General features: G+C 66.2%; 17 protein-coding genes and 1 tRNA gene. 5 read left to right on the forward strand and 13 right to left on the reverse strand.

Annotated elements, in window-relative coordinates:
* Positions 1-172 precede the first annotated feature (172 nt).
* From QZ753_RS14355 to QZ753_RS14370, 4 genes are all read right to left on the reverse strand, one after another.
* Positions 173-730: an ABC-type transport auxiliary lipoprotein family protein gene (locus QZ753_RS14355; RefSeq protein ID WP_294644536.1), complete on the reverse strand. Its 558-nt coding sequence runs from the start codon at positions 728-730 to the stop codon at positions 173-175.
* A 177-nt stretch (positions 731-907) separates the two neighbouring features.
* Positions 908-2,575: an MlaD family protein gene (locus QZ753_RS14360; RefSeq protein WP_294644537.1), complete on the reverse strand. Its 1,668-nt coding sequence runs from the start codon at positions 2,573-2,575 to the stop codon at positions 908-910.
* Positions 2,575-3,405 (reverse strand): ABC transporter ATP-binding protein, encoded by an 831-nt coding sequence (locus QZ753_RS14365; RefSeq protein ID WP_294644539.1) that lies wholly within the window; start codon positions 3,403-3,405, stop codon positions 2,575-2,577. Before QZ753_RS14365 ends, QZ753_RS14360 begins: the two co-directional genes overlap by 1 nt.
* Positions 3,386-4,576 (reverse strand): ABC transporter permease, encoded by a 1,191-nt coding sequence (locus QZ753_RS14370; RefSeq protein WP_294644542.1) that lies wholly within the window; start codon positions 4,574-4,576, stop codon positions 3,386-3,388. Before QZ753_RS14370 ends, QZ753_RS14365 begins: the two co-directional genes overlap by 20 nt.
* 132 nt (positions 4,577-4,708) lie before the next feature.
* On the opposite strand from QZ753_RS14370, the gene dgcA reads away from it, so the two are divergent.
* Positions 4,709-5,698, forward strand: a complete 990-nt coding sequence (dgcA, locus tag QZ753_RS14375) for an N-acetyl-D-Glu racemase DgcA (protein WP_294644544.1) — start codon at positions 4,709-4,711, stop codon at positions 5,696-5,698.
* Positions 5,699-5,705: 7 nt separating this feature from the next.
* Here the strand turns inward: dgcA and QZ753_RS14380 are convergent, their stop codons facing one another.
* Positions 5,706-6,542, reverse strand: coding sequence for a UDP-2,3-diacylglucosamine diphosphatase (locus tag QZ753_RS14380; RefSeq protein WP_294644545.1), 837 nt, complete (start codon positions 6,540-6,542; stop codon positions 5,706-5,708).
* A gap of 184 nt (positions 6,543-6,726) precedes the next feature.
* Here QZ753_RS14380 and QZ753_RS14385 point away from each other — a divergent pair, with 184 nt between their 5' ends.
* Positions 6,727-9,045, forward strand: coding sequence for an NADP-dependent malic enzyme (locus QZ753_RS14385; RefSeq protein WP_294644546.1), 2,319 nt, complete (start codon positions 6,727-6,729; stop codon positions 9,043-9,045).
* A 22-nt stretch (positions 9,046-9,067) separates the two neighbouring features.
* On the opposite strand, the gene gltX is transcribed toward QZ753_RS14385, so the two are convergent.
* A complete protein-coding gene (gltX, locus tag QZ753_RS14390; protein ID WP_294644547.1) occupies positions 9,068-10,441 on the reverse strand; it encodes a glutamate--tRNA ligase in 1,374 nt (457 codons plus the stop codon).
* Between the two features lie 36 nt (positions 10,442-10,477).
* Positions 10,478-10,786, reverse strand: a complete 309-nt coding sequence (locus tag QZ753_RS14395) for a hypothetical protein (RefSeq protein WP_294644548.1) — start codon at positions 10,784-10,786, stop codon at positions 10,478-10,480.
* Between the two features lie 216 nt (positions 10,787-11,002).
* Between QZ753_RS14395 and QZ753_RS14400 the strand changes: the two genes are divergently transcribed.
* Positions 11,003-11,671, forward strand: coding sequence for a DedA family protein (locus QZ753_RS14400; protein ID WP_294644550.1), 669 nt, complete (start codon positions 11,003-11,005; stop codon positions 11,669-11,671).
* Between the two features lie 81 nt (positions 11,672-11,752).
* Here the strand turns inward: QZ753_RS14400 and QZ753_RS14405 are convergent, their stop codons facing one another.
* The 5 genes from QZ753_RS14405 to rpiA form a co-directional block, all read right to left on the reverse strand.
* On the reverse strand, positions 11,753-13,132 hold the full coding sequence (locus QZ753_RS14405; protein WP_294644552.1) for a class II 3-deoxy-7-phosphoheptulonate synthase: 1,380 nt from the start codon (positions 13,130-13,132) through the stop codon (positions 11,753-11,755).
* Positions 13,133-13,277: 145 nt separating this feature from the next.
* The gene (locus QZ753_RS14410; protein WP_294644553.1) at positions 13,278-13,931 is read right to left on the reverse strand and encodes a gamma-glutamylcyclotransferase family protein; all 654 of its coding nucleotides are present in this window, start codon (positions 13,929-13,931) and stop codon (positions 13,278-13,280) included.
* Positions 13,924-15,324: a glutathione-disulfide reductase gene (gene gor / locus QZ753_RS14415; RefSeq protein WP_294644554.1), complete on the reverse strand. Its 1,401-nt coding sequence runs from the start codon at positions 15,322-15,324 to the stop codon at positions 13,924-13,926. The genes QZ753_RS14410 and gor overlap by 8 nt, the downstream gene beginning before the upstream one ends.
* 77 nt (positions 15,325-15,401) lie before the next feature.
* Positions 15,402-15,929, reverse strand: coding sequence for a DUF2059 domain-containing protein (locus QZ753_RS14420; RefSeq protein ID WP_055884374.1), 528 nt, complete (start codon positions 15,927-15,929; stop codon positions 15,402-15,404).
* Positions 15,930-16,023: 94 nt separating this feature from the next.
* Positions 16,024-16,719 carry a ribose-5-phosphate isomerase RpiA gene (gene rpiA / locus QZ753_RS14425; RefSeq protein WP_294644557.1) on the reverse strand — a complete coding sequence of 232 codons (696 nt, stop codon included), beginning with the start codon at positions 16,717-16,719 and terminating at the stop codon, positions 16,024-16,026.
* 225 nt (positions 16,720-16,944) lie between these two features.
* On the opposite strand from rpiA, the gene QZ753_RS14430 reads away from it, so the two are divergent.
* Positions 16,945-17,700, forward strand: a complete 756-nt coding sequence (locus tag QZ753_RS14430) for an HAD hydrolase-like protein (protein WP_294644558.1) — start codon at positions 16,945-16,947, stop codon at positions 17,698-17,700.
* An 82-nt stretch (positions 17,701-17,782) separates the two neighbouring features.
* Positions 17,783-17,857 (forward strand) — tRNA-Val (locus QZ753_RS14435).
* Positions 17,858-17,921: 64 nt separating this feature from the next.
* Here QZ753_RS14435 and QZ753_RS14440 read toward each other — a convergent pair.
* Positions 17,922-19,240: NAD(+) synthase (locus QZ753_RS14440; RefSeq protein WP_294644559.1), on the reverse strand; the 1,319-nt coding region annotated here is incomplete at its 5' end.

Genomic DNA, 19,240 nt, shown 5'->3' on the forward strand with positions numbered 1-19,240 from the left:
CCACGGAGCAACGGGTGTCCGAAGGACGATATCGACCCTTCAACTCGATCAGAAAGCGCTCCAGGCCTCGATCGTTAATCGCATGCCTGAACGCGATTGCGATCAACCGACATCCGGCAATAAAAAAGCCCGCCGAAGCGGACTTTTTTTTTCGATCGCAGATCGCCCTCGGTCAGACGAGGCGGATCATCCACGTGACAATCTCATCGGCGACTTGCCCGAACGCCTGGTCAAGTGAGGTGACGTATCCCGAGGGTTGGCCGTTCGCCACCGGCACCTCGGCGCGGAAGATGCGGGTGCCGCGCACGACGCCGGTGCGGTCGTTCAGCGCCTTGACCGAAATCTCGACGACGGCGGTGGCACCGGGCTCGAAGGCGATCTCGAAGCGGCGCAACTCGGTGACGACTTGATAGTCGATCGCCAGCCCCTGCCCCGGCACACCGGCTGCGCCGATCCGGCCCGTGTTCTGAAAGGCCTGCAGCAGGCGCAGCTGGACTAGGCGCGGGAGGCGGTCGCTCCACTGGCTGTCCGCGAGGTTCTCGATGGTCTGCGGCGTGGGCTTGACGATGATGCGCTGGCTGTCGAGCGTCTGCGTCGCGGTCGGCTCCGGCAGCAGGATCTGCGAGCGCGTCGATGCCAAGCCGACCGACGCCGGTCCCGGCGGCGAAAGCTCGAAGGTCGCCGGTGGCGTCTTCAAGGACGCACAGGCCGAAAGCGCGATCGCCGCCACCACGAGGCTCGACCATCTTGCCGCTGCGTATCGTGCCATCTTCATCCTCGACGCATACAGGCGGAAAGCCGAAGCTGGATCGCTTCCCGCGGGTTTGAAGGAGGCGGGGCGTACCGGTCGGACGCCTCGCGCAGCATGTTTTGCCGACAAGCCGCATGGCCTGCCGGCGCCTTGTTCCTAGCGGCGGACGCGACCATCGAACTGGCGAACCTCGCCGGCGCCATCGCCACCGTAGATGACGCGGCTCGGGTTGTTCGCGAGGTCGAGGATCGCCCGTTCGATGCGCGAGACGGCCTGCGTCGTCTCGCGGATGAGGTTTCGGGCGTCCTGCAGGCCTTGGCCGGTGAAGTTCTGAAGATTCGCCGCGATCGGGCCGACCGACCGCTGGATCGTCTCCGCCGTCGTCCGGATGCTCTGAAGCGTCGCGCGTGCCTCAGCCGTCAGCCCCTTGCCGTCCGGGCTGTTGAAGAGACCGTTCGCGGAGTTGATCAGCGTCTGGACCTGCGTGGACGCCACCTTCAACGACGCGCTCGTGTCTTCGACATTCGTGATGATGTCGTTGATGTCCTGACGGCGCGAATTGATGTTGTCGGCAACACCGCGCACGGAGTCGGCCGCCGCGGCGATGTTGTTGGTCGCGGACGAGACGTCGTTGACGGCCTGGTTGATGGTCGAGGCGCTGACCGCCGAAAGCAGCGTATCGATCCGGGCGCGGGTTCCGTTCAGGCCCTCCAGCGCGCCGTTCAGCGTCTGCAGCATCGTGTCGGCGCCGGCGACGACGGAGCCGACGCGGCCGGACTGGGCGTTCAATGCGTCGGTGAAGCCGGACACGCTGTTGATGGTCGAGCGTACCTGATCCGGGTTCACCGCGGCGGTGATCTGGGAGACGTCGGCGAGCGTCGAGTCGAGGCGCGTCGCCACGCTCGTGGCGGTCTCGGAGATCGGGCCGAGCCGCTGCAGGAAGGTCTGAACGCTCGGGAGATTCTGGGTGATCGTGTCGCCCACGGAGCCGAAACCGGCGACCGCCGAGGACACGGACTCGATCGCGCGTGTGACGTTGCCGGTCTGGTCGCGCAGCGATTGCGAGATAGCAGCGACGTTCTGGATCGACTGGTTGACGGCCGCGACGTCGAGAGCGCCGATGAAGGTGCTCGCACGGTTCATGAGGTCGGGAAGCTGAACGGCGACGTTGTTGGCGCTGCGCGAGAGATCGGCGAGGCTTGCGAGGAAGTCGTCGATCTGGTCGGCGTTGGCGGCGAGGCTGTCTGTGAAGGTTCGAACGTTGGTCGAAGTCTGCGCGACGTTGTCGGCAGTCGTGCGCACGGCCGGTCCGATCGCCTGCACAATCTGCTCGAACTCGCCGAGGATGTTGTTGGCCCGATCGGCGATGTCGCGGGCGGTGGCCAAGATGTCGGTGACGTCGGACGGATTGGCTGTGATGACCGGCGTCGCGCCCTGTTCCAGAGCCGACTGGATGATGTTGCGATCGTTGACGTTGCCGCCCGTCAGGCCGATGAAGCCGATGCCCGTGAGGCCCTGAAAGCCGATCGTGGCGGTGGTCGAGGTGGTGACCGGCGTCGCACGGTCGATCTGCGTGGTCGCGATCACGACCCGCGGATTGTTCGGGTCGATCCGCAGGTTGGTGACTGAACCGACGGCAAGACCGTTGAACAGCACCTGGCTGCCCTGGCTGAGGCCGGAGACGGAGCCTTCGATGCGCACGAGCAGCGGCACGCGCGAGTCGCGATCGGACACGTTTGCGGACCAGTAGACGAAGCCGAAGCTTGCCAGGAGCACCGCGACGGTGAACACACCGACGAGGATGTAGTTGGCTCTGGTTTCCATCACTCGTTCCCGCTGAAGTACGGATTCTCGTCCTTGGGCACGACGTACCGCGCCCGCTTTCCGTGGAAGTACGACTTCACCCAGTCGTCGTCGAAATCCAGCATGGTCTGAAGCGGCCCTTCCACGAGGACCTTCCTCTTGCCGAGCACCGCGATGCGATCGCAGGCCTGGAACAGGCTGTCGAGGTCGTGCGTCACCATGTAGACGGTCAGCCCGAGCGTGTCGCGCAGCGTCATGATAAGTTCGTCGAAGTCGGCGGCGCCGATCGGATCGAGGCCCGAGGTTGGCTCGTCGAGGAAGACGATGTCGGGATCGAGGGCGAGAGCGCGAGCCAGCGCCGCGCGCTTGATCATGCCGCCGGAAAGCTCCGAGGGGTATTTGTCGGCAGCGTCGGCGGCCAGCCCCACGAGGTCAATCTTCAGCCGCGCCAGTTCGTCCATGAGCTTGGGCGAGATGTCGAGATACTCGCGCATCGGAACCTGGATGTTTTCCAGCACCGTCAGCGACGAGAACAGAGCGCCCTGTTGGAACAGAACGCCCCAGCGCTGCTCGACGCTCAGGCGCGCGGCTTCATCGGCGCGCTCGTAGTCGACACCGAACACCTCGATCGTGCCCGACTGCTTGGCGTTGAGGCCAAGGATCGTGCGCAGGAGGACGGACTTACCGGTGCCGGAGGCGCCGACGAAGCCGAGGATCTCGCCGCGACGCACGTCGAGCGACAAGCCGTCGAGAATCGTCTTCGAGCCGAAGCGGACCGTCACATCCTTGGCGCGGATGATTACGTCGTCGTCCCGGTTGTGAGGCGTGGTGTCAGTATCCGATGGCGGCATAGAAGATCGCGAATACGGCATCCAGAAGGATGACCAGGAAGATGGATTTCACGACCGAAGCCGTGACGTGGCGGCCGAGGCTTTCGGCGCTGCCGCCGACCTTCAGCCCTTCGAGCGAAGCGACGACGCCGATCAGGATCGCCATGAACGGCGCCTTGATCAGGCCGGCGAAGACAGTACCGATGTCGATCGCGCTGCGCATGCGCGTGATGAAGGCATCGGGCGTGATGCCGGAATAGATCCAGGTGACGACGATGGCGCCGAGGAGACCGGCGATATCGGCGATGAAAGCGAGGAGCGGAAGGACGATCGTCAGCGCCACGAGGCGCGGAAAGACGAGGACGCCGATCGGGTTGAGGCCGATGACCTGCAGCGCGTCGACCTCCTCGCGCATGCGCATCGAGCCGATCTCGGCGGTGATGGCGCTGCCCGAACGACCGGCGATCATGATGGCGGTCAGGAGGACGCCGATCTCTCGCAGCTGGAGAATGCCGACGAGATCGACGACGAAAATTTCCGCACCGAAGTTGCGAAGCTGAAAGGCGCCTTGCTGCGCGATCACAGCGCCGATCAGGAAGCTCATCAGGGCGATGATTGGCACGGCGCGCACGCCCATGCGGTCCATCTGGCTGACGATGGCGGCGGGCCGCCAGCTCTGCTTGCCGGTGATGCGCCGCCCGGCGCCGTAGAGCGAGGCGCCGACGATGTTGAGGCCCATCATCGTCTCGCGGCCGACCGCGAAGACATTGGCGCCGATCGCCGCGAAGAAATCCGCGACGGCCGAGGTCTTCTTGGTCTTGGTCTCGGGGCGCGGCGTGTCCATCGCCTTGCGGACCGCGCCGAAGAGCTTGGTCTCCGCGTCCCCGAGCCCTTCTGAGCGCACTTCGGCGCCCTTCTCGGCGAGGGCGCGCTGCAGCCGCTCCATCAGGAGCGCGCCCGAGGTGTCGAGGCGTCCGACCGAGGAGAGGTCGAAGGTGACGGACTTGCCGAGGTCCGCCTTACGCGTCTCTTCGACGACGCTCTCGACATGCCCGATGGTGCGGGCCAGCCAGTCGCCGGAGAAATGCAGCACTACGCCGCCCTTGCCCTTCTCCGCTTCGAGCGAAGGCGAGGCGCCGTCGGGGCGACCTTCCTTCTTCGGTGCCCCTTCGGGGTGCGGAGTATCCAGCATGCGATCGCTCGGGTCGTAGGATGGCGGTATAGGAAAAAGCCGGAACACCGCTCGGGCCGGCTCAAGGTCGTGGTGCCAGAGTTAGCTTGCGTCGTGTGCGATGCAATGCCCGTTAAGTTTTGCGAAGGAAATATGCCGATGCGTCGTCTTTCGGTCACAGTGGACCGCTTCCCGCTGGCACGGCGCTTCACCATCGCGCGCGGCTCGAAAACGGAGGCCGCGGTGGTCACCTGCACGATCGAGGACGGCAGCCTTCGCGGGCGCGGCGAGTGCGTTCCTTATGCGCGGTATGGCGAGAGCGTCGAGACGGTCTGTGCCGCGATCGAGGGCGTGCGCGCGACGCTGGAAGCAGGTGCCGACCGCGCGGCGCTCCAGTCGCTCCTGCCGGCGGGTGCCGCCCGCAACGCGGTCGATTGCGCGCTTTGGGACCTCGAAGCCAAGTCCGCAGGGACCAGCGTCGCCCGCCTCCTCGGCATCGGGACGCCGCATCCGATCGACACCGCCTTCACCATCTCGCTCGACACGCCCGAGGAAATGAACCGGGCCACCGCGGCCGTCGCGAACCGGACCGTCCTCAAGGTGAAGGTCGGCGGGCCGGAGGGCGACGCCGAGCGAATGCGCGCCGTCCGCGCGGCGGCGCCGTCGGCGCGTCTCATCATCGACGCGAACGAAGGCTGGCGCCCCGAGACCATCCGCGACCACATGCTGGTCGCCGCCTCGATCGGAGCCTTCGTCGTGGAGCAGCCGCTGCCGGCCGGTCAGGACGAGATCCTCGCGCGGATGCCGCGCCCGGTGCCGGTGTGCGCCGACGAGTCGGTGCACGGAAGCGACGACCTCGCCGCGCTCGTCGGACGATATGACTACGTCAACCTGAAGCTCGACAAGACCGGCGGCCTGACCGAAGGACTGCGGTTCCTGGCGGAGGCGCGGCGGCTCGGGTTCGGCGTGATGGCCGGTTGCATGGTCGGCTCGTCGCTCGGCATGGCGCCCGCGGTCCTCCTGGCGCAGGATGCGGAACTCTGCGACCTCGACGGACCGCTGCTTCTGGCCGAGGATCGGCCGGATGGCCTGCGTTACGACGGCTCGACCGTCGGCGTCCCGCAGGCTGCGCTCTGGGGCTAGTGGCGCGTCAGGCGGCGCGGGCGGGCTCGAGCGTGCGGGCATCCTCCAACAACGGCTTCTCCACGATCTGGGGCATCGGCATCTGCATGCCGGTCCAGGTCAGGAGTTCCAGCGTCCCGTCGTTACGCTCGGCGATGGCGGAGCAGCTTTCGACCCAATCACCACTGTTGACGTAGAGGATACCCGAGCGCTCCGCGATCTGCGGGTGGTGAATATGCCCGCACACGACACCCTCGCAGCCCATCCGGTCGGCTTCCGCCGCGAGCAACGTCTCGAAGGCGCCGATGAAGGACACCGCGTTCTTCACCTTTAGCTTCGCCCAGGACGAGAAGGACCAGTAGCCGAAGCCGAAGCGGCGGCGGAATCGGTTGAACACGAGGTTGATCGCGATCGCCGCGTCGTAGGCCCAGTCGCCGAGGTAGGCGATGAGACGCGCATTACGGACCACGACGTCGAACTCGTCGCCGTGCATGACGAGGAGCTTGCGGCCGTCGGCCGTCTCGTGAACGTCGGTGAGGCGCACCTCGATGCCGCCGAAGTGCTGGCCGGGAAACCCGCGCAGGAATTCGTCGTGGTTGCCGGGAATGTAGACGATCTGCGTGCCCTTGCGTGCCTTGCGCAGGAACGCCTGAACCACATCGTTGTGCGACTGCGGCCAGTGCCACGCGCGCTTCAGCCGCCAGCCGTCGACGATGTCGCCGACGAGATAGATCTTCTCCGCGTCGTGGACCGCCAGGAAGGCGAGAAGCTGCTCGGCCTGCGCCGCCTTGGATCCGAGGTGGACGTCGGAGATGAAGAGGGTGCGAAAGTGCCGGTGCGTGCCCGGCTGACTCGTCGGCGTCATGGGCTTCGGCCCCTTCGATTGCCAATGCGGGCAAAATCGCCGGTTTGCATTGCATCCATGTGACGGCAGGGCGTCCGGTCGAAGGTTGTTTACCACCTGCCCGGCTGGCATTAGTCGATCGAAGCCCATCGTTGCCGACATGCCTCAGCGCGTCGGCGCGATTCGAACGACTGGAGAGCCAAGCATGTCGAGCGCCGACGAAACCAGAAACACCTCCGCCAAGCGGGATCTGGACGAGCAGGCGCTCTTCTACCACCGCCATCCCAAGCCCGGTAAGCTCGGCGTCCACGCCACCAAGCCGCTCGGCAACCAACGCGATCTCGCGCTCGCCTACTCGCCGGGCGTCGCCGCGCCCTGCCTTGCGATCGCGGACGATCCGTCGGTGGCTGCCGACTACACCAGCCGTTCCAATCTCGTGGCCGTGGTGTCCAACGGCTCGGCGGTGCTAGGCCTCGGCAATATCGGCCCCCTCGCCTCCAAGCCGGTGATGGAGGGCAAGGCCGTCCTCTTCAAGAAGTTTGCCGACATCGACGTCTTCGACATCGAGATCGACGCGACCAGCATCGATCGCATGGTCGACGTGGTCTCGGCGCTGGAGCCGACGTTCGGCGGCATCAACCTCGAGGACATTAAGGCGCCGGAGTGCTTCGAGGTCGAGGAGCAGCTTCGCGCCAAGATGGGCATCCCCGTCTTCCACGACGACCAGCACGGCACGGCGATCATCGTCTCGGCGGCGGTGCGCAATGCGCTGCTTCTGGCGGGCAAGCGCATCGAGGACGTGCGGATCGTAACCTCGGGCGCGGGAGCCGCCGCGCTCGCCTGCCTCAACCTCCTCGTGTCGCTCGGCGCCAAGGTCGAGAACATCATCTGCACCGACAAGGAAGGCGTCGTCTACGAAGGCCGCGAGAAAGGCATGGACCGTTGGATGGCGGTCTATGCGAAGAAGACCGAGGCGCGGACGCTGGCCGACGTCATCGCGGGCGCCGATATCTTCCTCGGCCTGTCGGCCGGCGGCGTCCTCAAGCCCGAGCTTCTCGAATCGATGGCCGAGAAGCCGCTGATCATGGCGCTGGCCAATCCGACGCCCGAGATCATGCCCGACCTCGCGCGGGCCGTGCGCAAGGACGCGATGATCTGCACCGGGCGCTCGGACTTCCCGAACCAGGTCAACAACGTCCTCTGCTTCCCCTACATCTTCCGCGGCGCCCTCGACTGCGGCGCGACATCGATCAACGAGGAGATGAAGATCGCCGCGGTCGATGCGATCGCGGCGCTCGCGCGCGAGGAAGTGTCGGAAGTCGCGGCCAAGGCCTACGGCTCGGAAACTCCGGTCTTCGGCCCGGAATACCTGATCCCCTCGCCCTTCGATCCGCGGCTAATTCTCAAGATCGCCCCGGCGGTCGCCCGTGCGGCCGAGGCGACCGGCGTCGCGCTGCGCCCCGTTGCGGACTGGGACGCCTATCTCGATCGCCTCAACCGCTTCGTCTACCGCTCCGGCCTCGTGATGAAGCCGATCTTCGCCTTCGCCCGCAATTCCGAAAAGCGGGTGATCTTCTCCGATGGCGAGGACGAGCGGGTCCTGCGGGCAGCGCAGGTGCTTCTCGAAGACAAGGTCTGCCGTCCGATCCTGATCGGACGCCCGAGCGTCATCGAGACCCGCCTGCAGCGGTTCGGTCTTCGCATTCGTCCGCATCAGGACTTCGAGGTCGTGAACCCCGAGGACGATCCGCGTTACCGCGACTATGTCGATCACTACTTCTCGAAGGTCGGCCGCCGAGGCGTCAACCCGGACACGGCGCGTGCGCTGGTGCGCACCAATACGACGGTGATCGGCGCAGTCTCGGTCTCGCGCGGCGACGCCGACATCCTGATCTGCGGTCTCGCCGGTCGGTTCTCGCGGCAGATCCGCGACATCCGGCAGATCATCGGCGTGGCGCCGGGCGTCGGTCGTCTGTCGGGGCTGAGCCTTCTGATCTCGCAGAACGCCACGACCTTCTTCGCCGACACCTACGTGCAGGACAGCCCATCGGCCGAAAATCTCGCCGAGATCGCGCAGCTTTCGGCGCGCATGATCGAGCACTTCCGCATCAGGCCGCGCGCGGCGCTCCTCTCGCACTCGAACTTCGGCACGGCCGACACGGCGGACGCCCGCAAGCTGCGTGCAGCACTGGCTCTGGTGCGCGAGCAGATGCCCGACCTCGAGATCGACGGCGAGATGCACGGCGACACGGCGCTCTCGCGCGAGCTGCGCCAGCGCGTCATGCCGAATTCGACGCTGACTGAGGACGCCAATCTCCTCCTGTTCCCGACGCTCGATGCCGCCAACATCACGATGAACGTCGTGAAGACGATGACCGACGCGCTGCATGTCGGGCCGATTCTCCTTGGCACCGCCAAGCCGGCTCACATCCTGACGCCGTCCGTCACCTCGCGCGGCGTCGTCAACATGGCGGCGATCGCCGTCGCGGAAGCGTTGCAGCGCGACGAGGAAGCGAGGGGCTGACTCTCTCGTCAGCCGGCGCCCATCAAGGGCGCCGGCTGACCGCCCGCTCCGGGCCGATCAGCGGCTGGAGGTCCGCCAGCTCCGGCCCGTGTTCCAGACCGGTGAGCGCAAGGCGCAACGGCATGAACAGGGTGCGTCCCTTGCGGCCGGTCGCCGCTTTCACGCGCTCCGTCCACAGCTTCCACGTTCCGGCGTCCCACGGGCCGTCGGGCAGGAGATCGAAGGCCTGTCGCACGAAGGCGAGATCGTCCGCCGACCAGTCCGGCGCGCCAATCGCTTCCCCGAACACGATGTCCCGCCAGATGGCCGCGTCGCGCACTCGGCCGCAGTTGCGGCGAACGGCAATCCAGAACGCTTCGGCAGCATCGTCCGGCACACCGAGCGCGTGGAGGCGATCCGCCGCGGTCGCGAAGGGCATGGCGTGAACGAGTTCGGCGTTCAGGCGCTCGAGTTCAGCTGGGTCGAACTTCGAGCTGGACGCCGAGACGTGGTCGAAGTCGAGGCGCGCCTCCAGAGCCTTGAGGTCCGGCATCGCCTCGATCGAGCCAGATAGGCCGGTCAGCACCGCGAGGGATGCGACGGCCATCGGCTCTAGCCCGTCCTCGCGAAGCGAGCGAAGCGAGAGGGCTCCCGTACGCTTGGAAAGCCCCTCGCCGTCGATCGTCGTCAGAAGGTTGAAGTGGCCGAAGGCGGGCACGGCATGGCCCAGCGCCTCGAAGATCGCGATCTGGACGCCGGTGTTGGTGACGTGATCGTCCCCGCGCAGGACATGGGTGATCCCCATCTCGCCGTCGTCCACGACCGAGCAGAAGGTGTAGAGGTAGGTCCCATCCTCGCGGATTAACACGGGATCGGACAGCGACGCGAGGTCGACGGTCTGGCGGCCGCGCACCACGTCGTCCCAATGGACGTCCGTTCGCTGAGGGTTCAGCGGGTCGCTGGCGAAATTCGGGAGGCGGAAGCGCCAGTGCGGCCGGGCGCCGTCCGCTTCCAGCCGTGCCCGGTCCTCCGCGCTCAACCGCAGGGCGTCGCGGCCATAGACCGGCGGCAGGCCGCGCCCCATGCGGCGCTTGCGCATCCGCTCCAGCTCGTCGGCCGTCTCGTAGCAGGGGTAGAGGACGCCGCTGTCGCGCAGGAGATCAGCGGCTGCATCGTAGTGCGACAGCCGGTCGGACTGCCGAGCCACGGCATCCGGCCGAATGCCGATCCAGGCGAGGTCTTCCGCGATCGCCTCGGCGTATTCAGCCTTCGAGCGATCACGATCCGTGTCGTCGTATCGCAGCAGGAAGTGGCCGCCGTGACGCTGGGCGAACAGCCAGTTGAACAGCGCCGGTCGCAGATTGCCGATATGAAGGTAGCCCGTCGGGGACGGGGCGAAACGGACGAAAACGGTCATGCCATCCGCGATAGACGGCGAGCGTTCCCGTGGCAATCATGCCGTCGCGAACGGAACCGGCCAACCGAAGAGCGCGGCGCCGCCGAGCCATAGGCCGAGGATCGCCGCCAAAGCGAGACAGAATAGCCCGACGCCGAGCTGTCGCACCGCATGGCGCCGGTTCGGCTCCATCGCTTCGCCGAACGCGTGAGGACGTGTGACGCCCCGCCAAGCCTGCGGCTCGCTCGGCCATCGGTCGCCGATTTCGCTGCGGATGCGACGCAGCGACAGCGCGAATCGGAGGAGAAACAGGACGCCGACCGCAAAGGCGGCCGCCAGCAGATCGGTGGGGGCCGGTGTATCCATCGCGCGGCTTCCTCGTCCTATTCCGCCCATAACCCAGAATGATGCCTGCGAGGTGTCGAAGACGGGCAACGGAGGCCAGCGAGAGCACGTCACAACGCCTCACGCAACGGAGAGATGCGCCTCCGACGCTTGCCTCCCAATTGCAAATCGCGCATTCCGCCCGACATAGGACGCGAGGGAGAAGCCTCGCACGACGATGACGCCTGCGGAGACCGTGTGTACGAAATCCTCTCTCTGATCGACCGGTTCGGTCCCGGCATCGTCTTCGCCGGGACGTTCTTCGAAGGTGAGGTCTTCGCCATTATCGGCGGTTTCCTCGCCTATCGCGGGTCGTACCCGATCGAACTGATGGCCGGGCTCGCCTTCGTCGGATCGTTCTGCGGCGACCTCGCGGTGTTCCTGTTCTCGCGCTACTTCTCGGACAGCCGATGGGTGGTGCGCTGGAAGAAGAAGCCGAAGTTCGCCAAGGCCCTGCGCCTCGTGGACCGGTTCCAGGCCTACTTCGTGATCGTCAACCGATACGTCTACGGGCTCAGAATGCCCGGTTTGATCGCGCTCGGCCTGTCCTCGATCACGGTGCCGCGTTTTCTCGCGCTCAACTTCATCGGCGCCGCCATCTGGGCCGGCCTGTTTACGACGATCGGCTACGTCTTCGGCTACTCGATCACGTCCGTGTTCCAGTGGCTCGAGCAGATGGAGCACGGCGTGATGATCGGGCTGGCGGTGCTCTTCGTCCTGCTGGCGCTGTTCTTCGCTTGGCAGCAGGGCGGCTCCGTGATCCGGGACAAGATCCTCTCGCGCGGCCGCGACGACGAGGATGGCGAGGGTCTGAAGCCCGTCGCCTCGCATGCGTCCGGGCGGCGAGACCGTAAGTCGAAGGATTGATCGCAGACCCGAGGCGGGATTTGAAAAAGGCCGGGTGCTGTCGCACCCGGCCTTTTTCGTATGGAGACGATCGGTCTCGGCTCAGAAGCCCACGGCCTGCGGCGGCCGATAGGCTTCCTGCTCCTTCTTGATCCGCTCGGCGGTCAGGAAGGCGAGCTCCAGCGCCTGATTGGCGTTGAGGCGCGGGTCGCAGTGGGTGTGGTAGCGATCCGACAGATCCTCGGCCAGAACCGGACGCGCGCCGCCCGTGCATTCCGTGACGTCCTTGCCGGTCATCTCGATATGGATGCCGCCGGCATGGGTGCCCTCGGCGCGGTGGACGTCGAAGAAGGCCTCGACCTCCGAAAGGATGCGGTCGAACGGGCGCGTCTTGTAGTCGTTCACCGTGATCGTGTTGCCGTGCATCGGATCGCACGACCAGACGACCTTCCGGCCTTCCTTCTGCACGGCGCGGATCAGGCGCGGCAGGTGGTCGGCGACCTTGTCGTGCCCGAAGCGCGTGATGAGCGTCAGACGCCCGGCCTCGTTCTGCGGGTTCAGGATGTCGATCAGGCGGATGAGTTCGTCCGCCGAAAGCGACGGGCCGCACTTGAGGCCGATCGGGTTCTTGATGCCGCGGCAGTACTCGACATGGGCGTTGTCCGGCTGGCGCGTGCGATCGCCGATCCAGATCATGTGGCCCGAGGTCGCGTACCACTCGCCGCTCGTCGAATCGACGCGCGTCAGCGCCTCTTCGTAGCCGAGAAGCAGGGCCTCGTGGCTAGTGAAGAAATCGGTCTCGCGCAGCGACGGATGGCTCTCGGAATTGATGCCGATCGCCCGCATGAAGTTCATGGTCTCGGAGATGCGGTCGGCGAGCTGGCCGTAACGCTCCGCCTGCGGGCTGCCGGACACGAAGCCGAGCATCCACTGGTGGACGTTGTCGAGATTGGCGTAGCCGCCCTGCGCGAAGGCGCGCAGGAGGTTGAGCGTCGCCGCCGACTGGCGGTACGCCATCTCCTGACGCTCGGGCGCGGGGATGCGCTGGCCTTCCTCGAACTCGATGCCGTTGATGATGTCGCCCCGGTAGGACGGCAGCGTCACGCCGTTCTTCGTCTCGTTGCCGGACGAGCGCGGCTTGGCGAACTGGCCGGCGATGCGGCCGACCTTCACCACGGGCGAGGACGCCGCGAACGTTAGGACGACGGCCATCTGCAGGACCGCGCGGAAGAAGTCGCGGATGTTGTCCGCGCCATGCTCGGCGAAGCTCTCGGCACAGTCGCCGCCCTGAAGCAGGAAGGAGCGCCCTTCGGCCACCTCGGCCAGCGCCTTCTTCAGCTTGCGCGCCTCACCTGCAAAAACGAGCGGCGGAAAGGAGGCCAGACGCTTCTCGGTTTCGGCCAGCGCAGCGAGGTCGGGATACGCCGGCACCTGCTCGATGGGCTTTGCGCGCCAGCTCGACGGGGTCCAATCCTTGGCCATGACATCTCCTCACCCGATCGTGTGCCCGGTTCCTGTTTCTCGTTCGGGCGGAATGGCTCACGGACGCGGGGGCGCCCGGAGCGATCGGTGGCGGCTTACTGACACGAACCCGGCCGTTTGTCACCAAAGGGTTGACGCACACCGTTCAACCGGGGTCGACGATCCGTGCACCTCGTTCGGACACGAGACGATCGAACAGATCCGCTTCGCCGGCCGAGAGGACGACCGAACGTGGATACCGCGGCGCGGCGCGATCGCCGAGGATCGTCGTCTCGAACCCTTCCGTCTCGGCGACGAAGCGCCGGACGCCCGCCTCGCCATAAAGCGATAGGAAGCCCTGCAGCACCGCATCGAGATAGGACTGGAGGATGAAGGCGTCGACGTCGGCAGCATCCGGCGTGGTCGGCGAGGCCTCGTAGATGAAGAGCGGAACGTCGCTCGCCGGCGCGTTCTCGATCGCGACATGGCCGGGCATGACGACACGCCTAATATAGCCGGCTTCGCGCTCGTCGACGGCGGGAAGATGGTCGGCAAGGTCGTAGACGACGACGCCTTGCGTCGTGAACCCCTCCTCCGGTCGAACGGAGAGGAGCGCTGCCTCGGGCGCGAGCCGCGGCATCCAGAACCGCCGCCAGCCCGTCACGCTCGCCCGGCGAATGCCGAGAAACTTCGTGCGCAGGGTCGCGCGGTTCACCAGCGAACCGTAGCCGAAATAGGCGACGATCCGCCCCTCCAAGGCCAGCGCGGCAAGGTCGGGATCGTCGGGGTGGACGTTGCCGCCGAGCGGCCGCTCAGCCATCGACGCGCTGGCCATTTTGGACGCGATAGCTCGGCTCATAGAGCGTGACGAGTTCCTCCGCCGCGCTTGGATGCAAAGCCATGGTCCGGTCGAAGACATCCTTGGTCAGGCGTCCCTTCACACAGACGCCGAGAATCTGCACGACCTCCGCCGCGTCCGGCCCGAAGATGTGCGCTCCGACGACACGTCGCGACGCCCCGTCGACGAGAAGCTTCATCAGCGTCCGGTCCTGGCGCCCCGACACGGTGTTGCGCATCGGACGGAACGTCGTGCGATAGACCTCCACGTCGTCGAACGCCTTGGCGGCCTCCGCTTCGGTCATGCCGACCGTGCCGATCTCGGGCTGCGAGAACACGGCGGTCGGAATGTCGTTGAGGTCGGGCTTCGTCGGACGATCGCGGTAGACGGTGTCGACGAAGCACATCGCTTCGTGGATCGCGACCGGGGTCAGCTGGACGCGGTTGGTGATATCGCCGAGCGCCCAGATGTTCTCGGCCGTCGTTCGCGAATAATCGTCGACCTTGACCGCACCTTTCTCGTCGAGCTCGACACCCGCCTTCTCGCAACCGAGGTGAAGCGTGTTCGGCATGCGCCCTACTGCCAGCATCACCTCGTCCGCATCCAGCAGCGCGCCGCTCTTCAGGTGCGCCTGGAAGCGGCCGTCGGCCTTCTGGGCGACCTGGACGATCGTGTCCTCGGTCAGGACGCGGATGCCCTTGGCCACCATCGACGCCTGCAGCGCGTCGCGCAGGTCCTCGTCGAAGCCCTGCAGGACCTTCTTGCCGCGGTAGATAAGCGTAACCTCGGAGCCGAGACCATTGAAGATGTGGGCGAACTCGATCGCGATATAGCCGCCGCCGAGGATCACGATCTTTTGCGGCAGGCGCTTGAGATGGAATGCCTCGTTCGACGTGATGCAGTGCTCAGCGCCGGGCAGATCGGTGAACGGGTTGGCGCGGCCGCCGGCGGCCAGCACGATGCGCTCGGCCGTCACCACCTTGTCCGTCGACAGAAGTCGGATCTCGTGCGGGCTTTCGAGCACCGCGCGGGATTTCAGGATTTCGGCGCCGGCGTTCTCGACATTGCGGGCGTAGATCGCCTCGAGACGTTCGATCTCACGGTCCTTGGCGGCGATGAGTTCGGCCCAGTCGAATCTCGTCTCGCCGACCGTCCACCCGAAGCCCTTGGCGTCCTCGAAGTCCTCGGCGAAGTGCGAGGCGTAGACCATCAGCTTCTTGGGGACGCAGCCGCGGATGACGCAGGTGCCGCCGAAACGGTATTCCTCGGCGATCGCCACCTTGTGGCCGAGCGCTGCGGTCCTCCGGGCAGCCCGGACGCCTCCCGATCCTCCACCGATCACGAAGAGATCGAAATCGTAAGCGCCCGATGCCATGACCACTCCTGCCTTCATGAAAAAGGGCGGCTCGAGGCCGCCCCTTGCATCCGATTATAGAGCCCCGGTCGGAGGCGTCACTGCGTCGAGGTGGCTTGTGCCGGCGGAGCGAGCTTCGCCGCGCCGTTGATCGAGGCGTTGCGCAGGTCGCGCACGATGCCGCTCGCCCAGACGTCGGCGGCCGACATCATCTCGCGCGAGGCCGTGGGGCCCTGCGCGAGAAGCTTCTTGCCGGCTTCGCCCTGATAGAACTCGGCGATCTCGCGCAGTTCCTGCTCGGTGAAGAGCTTGGCGTAGATGCGGGCGATCTCGTTCTCGAGGTCGCCGCGGCGCGGGGCGAGCTTGAGCGCCTCGTCGTCGACCATGTTCGAGATTTCGGACTGCAGATTCGGATTGTTGACGATCAGCTCCGCCTTGATCTGCGTCGCTGCGTTCAGGAGAATCTGATCGAACTGCTCGGTGGTGTCGAGAGCGTCCACGGCCTGACGCGCCGCCGCGATGTGCGACGGGCTGGCGTCCTGCGCGAAGGCCGGAGCCACGGACAGGCCGAGCAGCGCGACGGACACGCACAGTCCGCGACGCAGTGTTTCGCTAGGAAGCTTCAAGTTCCCACTCCATTGATCTCGATGGGGCTATTGCGGCCCAAGTGCCAAACTCTGAATTGCGCCGCAAGCCCCGCCGAGCATTCGCGAGGGTCCGTCAGCGCGGCGCGACGTGTTCGATCCCGTCCGGTCCCGCCAGGAGTGCCGCGCTTGCCAGCCCCAGGAACAGCCCATGCTCAACCACGCCCGGAATCGCATGAAGGGCGGCCGAAAGCGCTTCTGGATCGGGAATACGGCCAAAAGATGCGTCCACGATCAGGTGGCCTCCATCGGTGACGAAGGGGCTCTCGCCGATCTTGCGCAAAGCGAGGTCGCCGGTGAGCCCGAGGAGGTGGCCCGCCTTTTCGATGGCGATCAGCGAGGCGACGATGCCGAAGCCGTTGACCTCGATCGGCAGGGGAAAGGCGCCGAGCATCTCCACCTTCTTCGACACGTCGGCGATCACCAGCATACGCGCGGAGGCGCCAGCGACGATCTTCTCGCGCAGGAGCGCGCCGCCGCCGCCCTTCACGAGGCGGAGCGCGCCGTCCATCTCGTCCGCACCGTCGATGGTGAGGTCGAGTTCGGGCACCTCCTCCAGCGTCGCCAGCGGCACGCCGAGGTCGCGGCACAGCGCCGCGGTCCGTTCGGACGTCGGCACCCCGACGATACGAAGTCCCTCACCCACGCGAACGGCGAGCGCGCGCACGAAGGCTTCCGCGGTGGAGCCCGTGCCGATGCCGAGGCGCATCCCGGTCTCGACCTCGGCCGCGGCCGCCTGTCCGACCTTTTCCTTCAACGATGCCGCGTCCATTGCCGCCCCTTCGCGCAAAATTCTACCGTCGGCCTTATCCGATCGAGCCGCGAGGGCAAAGCCGAAGCCGCGAGGGCCGGTGCAACTCTTTGTTGGTGAATCGCGGCTTAACCTGTGACCCGAATGTTCCAGCGTAGCGGCAAACCGGCGCTTTCGCGGGCTCGACGCCGTTCTCTGCCCTCGCCTTGCTTGACCCGAAACCGAAGGTCCCCAAAGTCCGCGTCGATGAGTGTCGCCCGATCCATTCCCTTCGCCTGCCCAGCCGTCGTTTCCCTGCCAGAGCAGTCTCCGGCGATACGAGATCGGCCGCTCGAGGGTGCGACCGTCGTGTTCGATCTGGACGGGACGTTGGTCGATACTGCACCCGACCTGACCGGCGCGCTCAACCATTGCCTCGTGTCCGTCGGTCTACCCGAGACCTCGCTCGACAGCGTGCGGCCGGATGCGGGCCATGGGGCGAAGGCGATGCTGGCGGCCGCCTATCGGCGCGCCGAGCGCCGCCTCGGCGATCCCGAACTGGCCGACCAGACGGCGCGCTTCCTCGCCTTCTACAGCGATCACATCGCCGTCGCCTCGACGCTCTATCCCGGCGCGCTGGAGACGCTTCAGCGCATGGCCGACGCCGGTGCGACACTGGCGGTCTGCACCAACAAGACCGAAGCGCTCGCGATCCGGCTCCTGCGCGAACTCGGTCTCGCCGAACGGTTCGCCGCAATCTGCGGCGCGGACACGTTCATCGGCCGCAAGCCCGACCCGATCCACCTGTCGGGAACGATCGCGCTGGCAGGCGGGCGGACAGACAGCGCCGTGATGATCGGCGACACCGACACCGACGTCGAAGCGGCCAGACGCCTCGGGCTTCCATCGATCCTCCTCGGTTTCGGCTACGATGCCGACCGTACGGCGCGTGAGAAGGCGACCGCCGTCGTCTCGCATTTCGACGAGATCGATGTCGCGCTGGTCGAACGGCTGATCCGCTGACGCCGGCCAGCTAGCGGATTGACGAGCCCGGCGCGGGCGACTATAGGCAGTCTCGTTCGCAGCTGGAAACGCCCGGCGCGACGGGCGATTAGCTCAGCGGGAGAGCACTGCATTCACACTGCAGGGGTCACTGGTTCAATCCCAGTATCGCCCACCATTTCCAAATCACCATGACGCGCCGATGACACGACGGGCCGGGTTCGAACCGGCCCTTTTCGCGTTCAAGGCTTCCAGACGGGTTCCTCGGCCGGAACGGCCGCGAGGTCCGCCGTCCAGGCGTGCGGCACCGCGTCGGACGGCGCGCGCCAGTCGCCGCGGGGCGACAGACTGCCGCCGGCCGAGACCTTCGGGCCATTGGGCATCGCCGTCCGCTTGAACTGGGCGGTCTGGAAGAACCGGACGAGAAACCGTTCCAGCCAATGCCGAATCGTGGCGAGGTCGTATTGGTTCTTGCCGCCGTCCGGAAAGTTCGCCGGCCACCGTCGGGCGGCCGCGTCGCGCCACGCATGCCAAGCGAGGAACGCGACCTTGGCGGGCGGCTGGCCGTAGCGCATCGTGTGGAAGAGGAAGAAGTCGTTGAGCTCGTAGGGCCCGATCTTGGCCTGTGTGCTCTGGATCGCGCCCGACGCATCGGCAGGCACGAGTTCCGGCGAAATCTCGGTCGCAAGGATCGCCGTCAGCACCCGGCCCGTCGCCTCGTCGAACTGGCCGCTCGCAACCGTCCAGCGGATGAGATACTGGATCAGCGTCTTCGGTACCCCGGAATTTACGTTGTAGTGACTCATCTGGTCGCCGACACCGTAGGTGCACCAGCCGAGCGCCAGCTCCGACAGGTCGCCGGTGCCGATGACGAAGCCGTTGCGCTGGTTGGCGAGGCGAAATAGGAAGTCGGTCCGAAGCCCCGCCTGCACATTCTCGAACGTGATGTCGTAGACGGGCTCGCCTTTCGAAAAGGCATGCCCCATGTCGCCGAGCATCTGCCGGGCGGTCGGCTTGATGTCGATCTCGGCCGCCTCGATGCCGAGCGCGCGCATCAGCGTCCAGGCGTTGGCCTTCGTGTCGTCGCCCGTCGCGAAACCCGGCATGGTGAAGCCGAGGATCGTGGTGCGCGGCAGACCGAGCCAGTCGCAGGCCTTGGCGGCCACGATCAGCGCATGGGTGGAATCGAGACCGCCCGAAACGCCGATGACCATTCGGTCGCCCGGCGTCGATTCGAAGCGCTTCACCAGCCCATGAACCTGAATGTTGAACGCCTCGTAGCAATCCGCGTCGAGCCGATCCTGGGCGTTCGGTACATAGGGAAAACGGCGCAGCGGGCGACGGAGGCCGAGATCCCGGAAGCTCGGTCGATGCTCGAACCGGATGCGACGAAACTCCTGTTCGGGATGCCCTTCGAACGCGGCCGCATCGTTAAAGGTCGGCGTGCGCATGCGCTCGAGCCGCAAGCGCTGAAGATCGACGTCCGCGACCGTTAGTTGCGGCTCGCGGGCGAATCGCTCGGATTCGACGAGAAGGTCGCCCATCTCGTAGATCACCGCCT

This window comes from uncultured Aureimonas sp., from assembly GCF_913775355.1.
Lineage (GTDB): Bacteria > Pseudomonadota > Alphaproteobacteria > Rhizobiales > Rhizobiaceae > Aureimonas.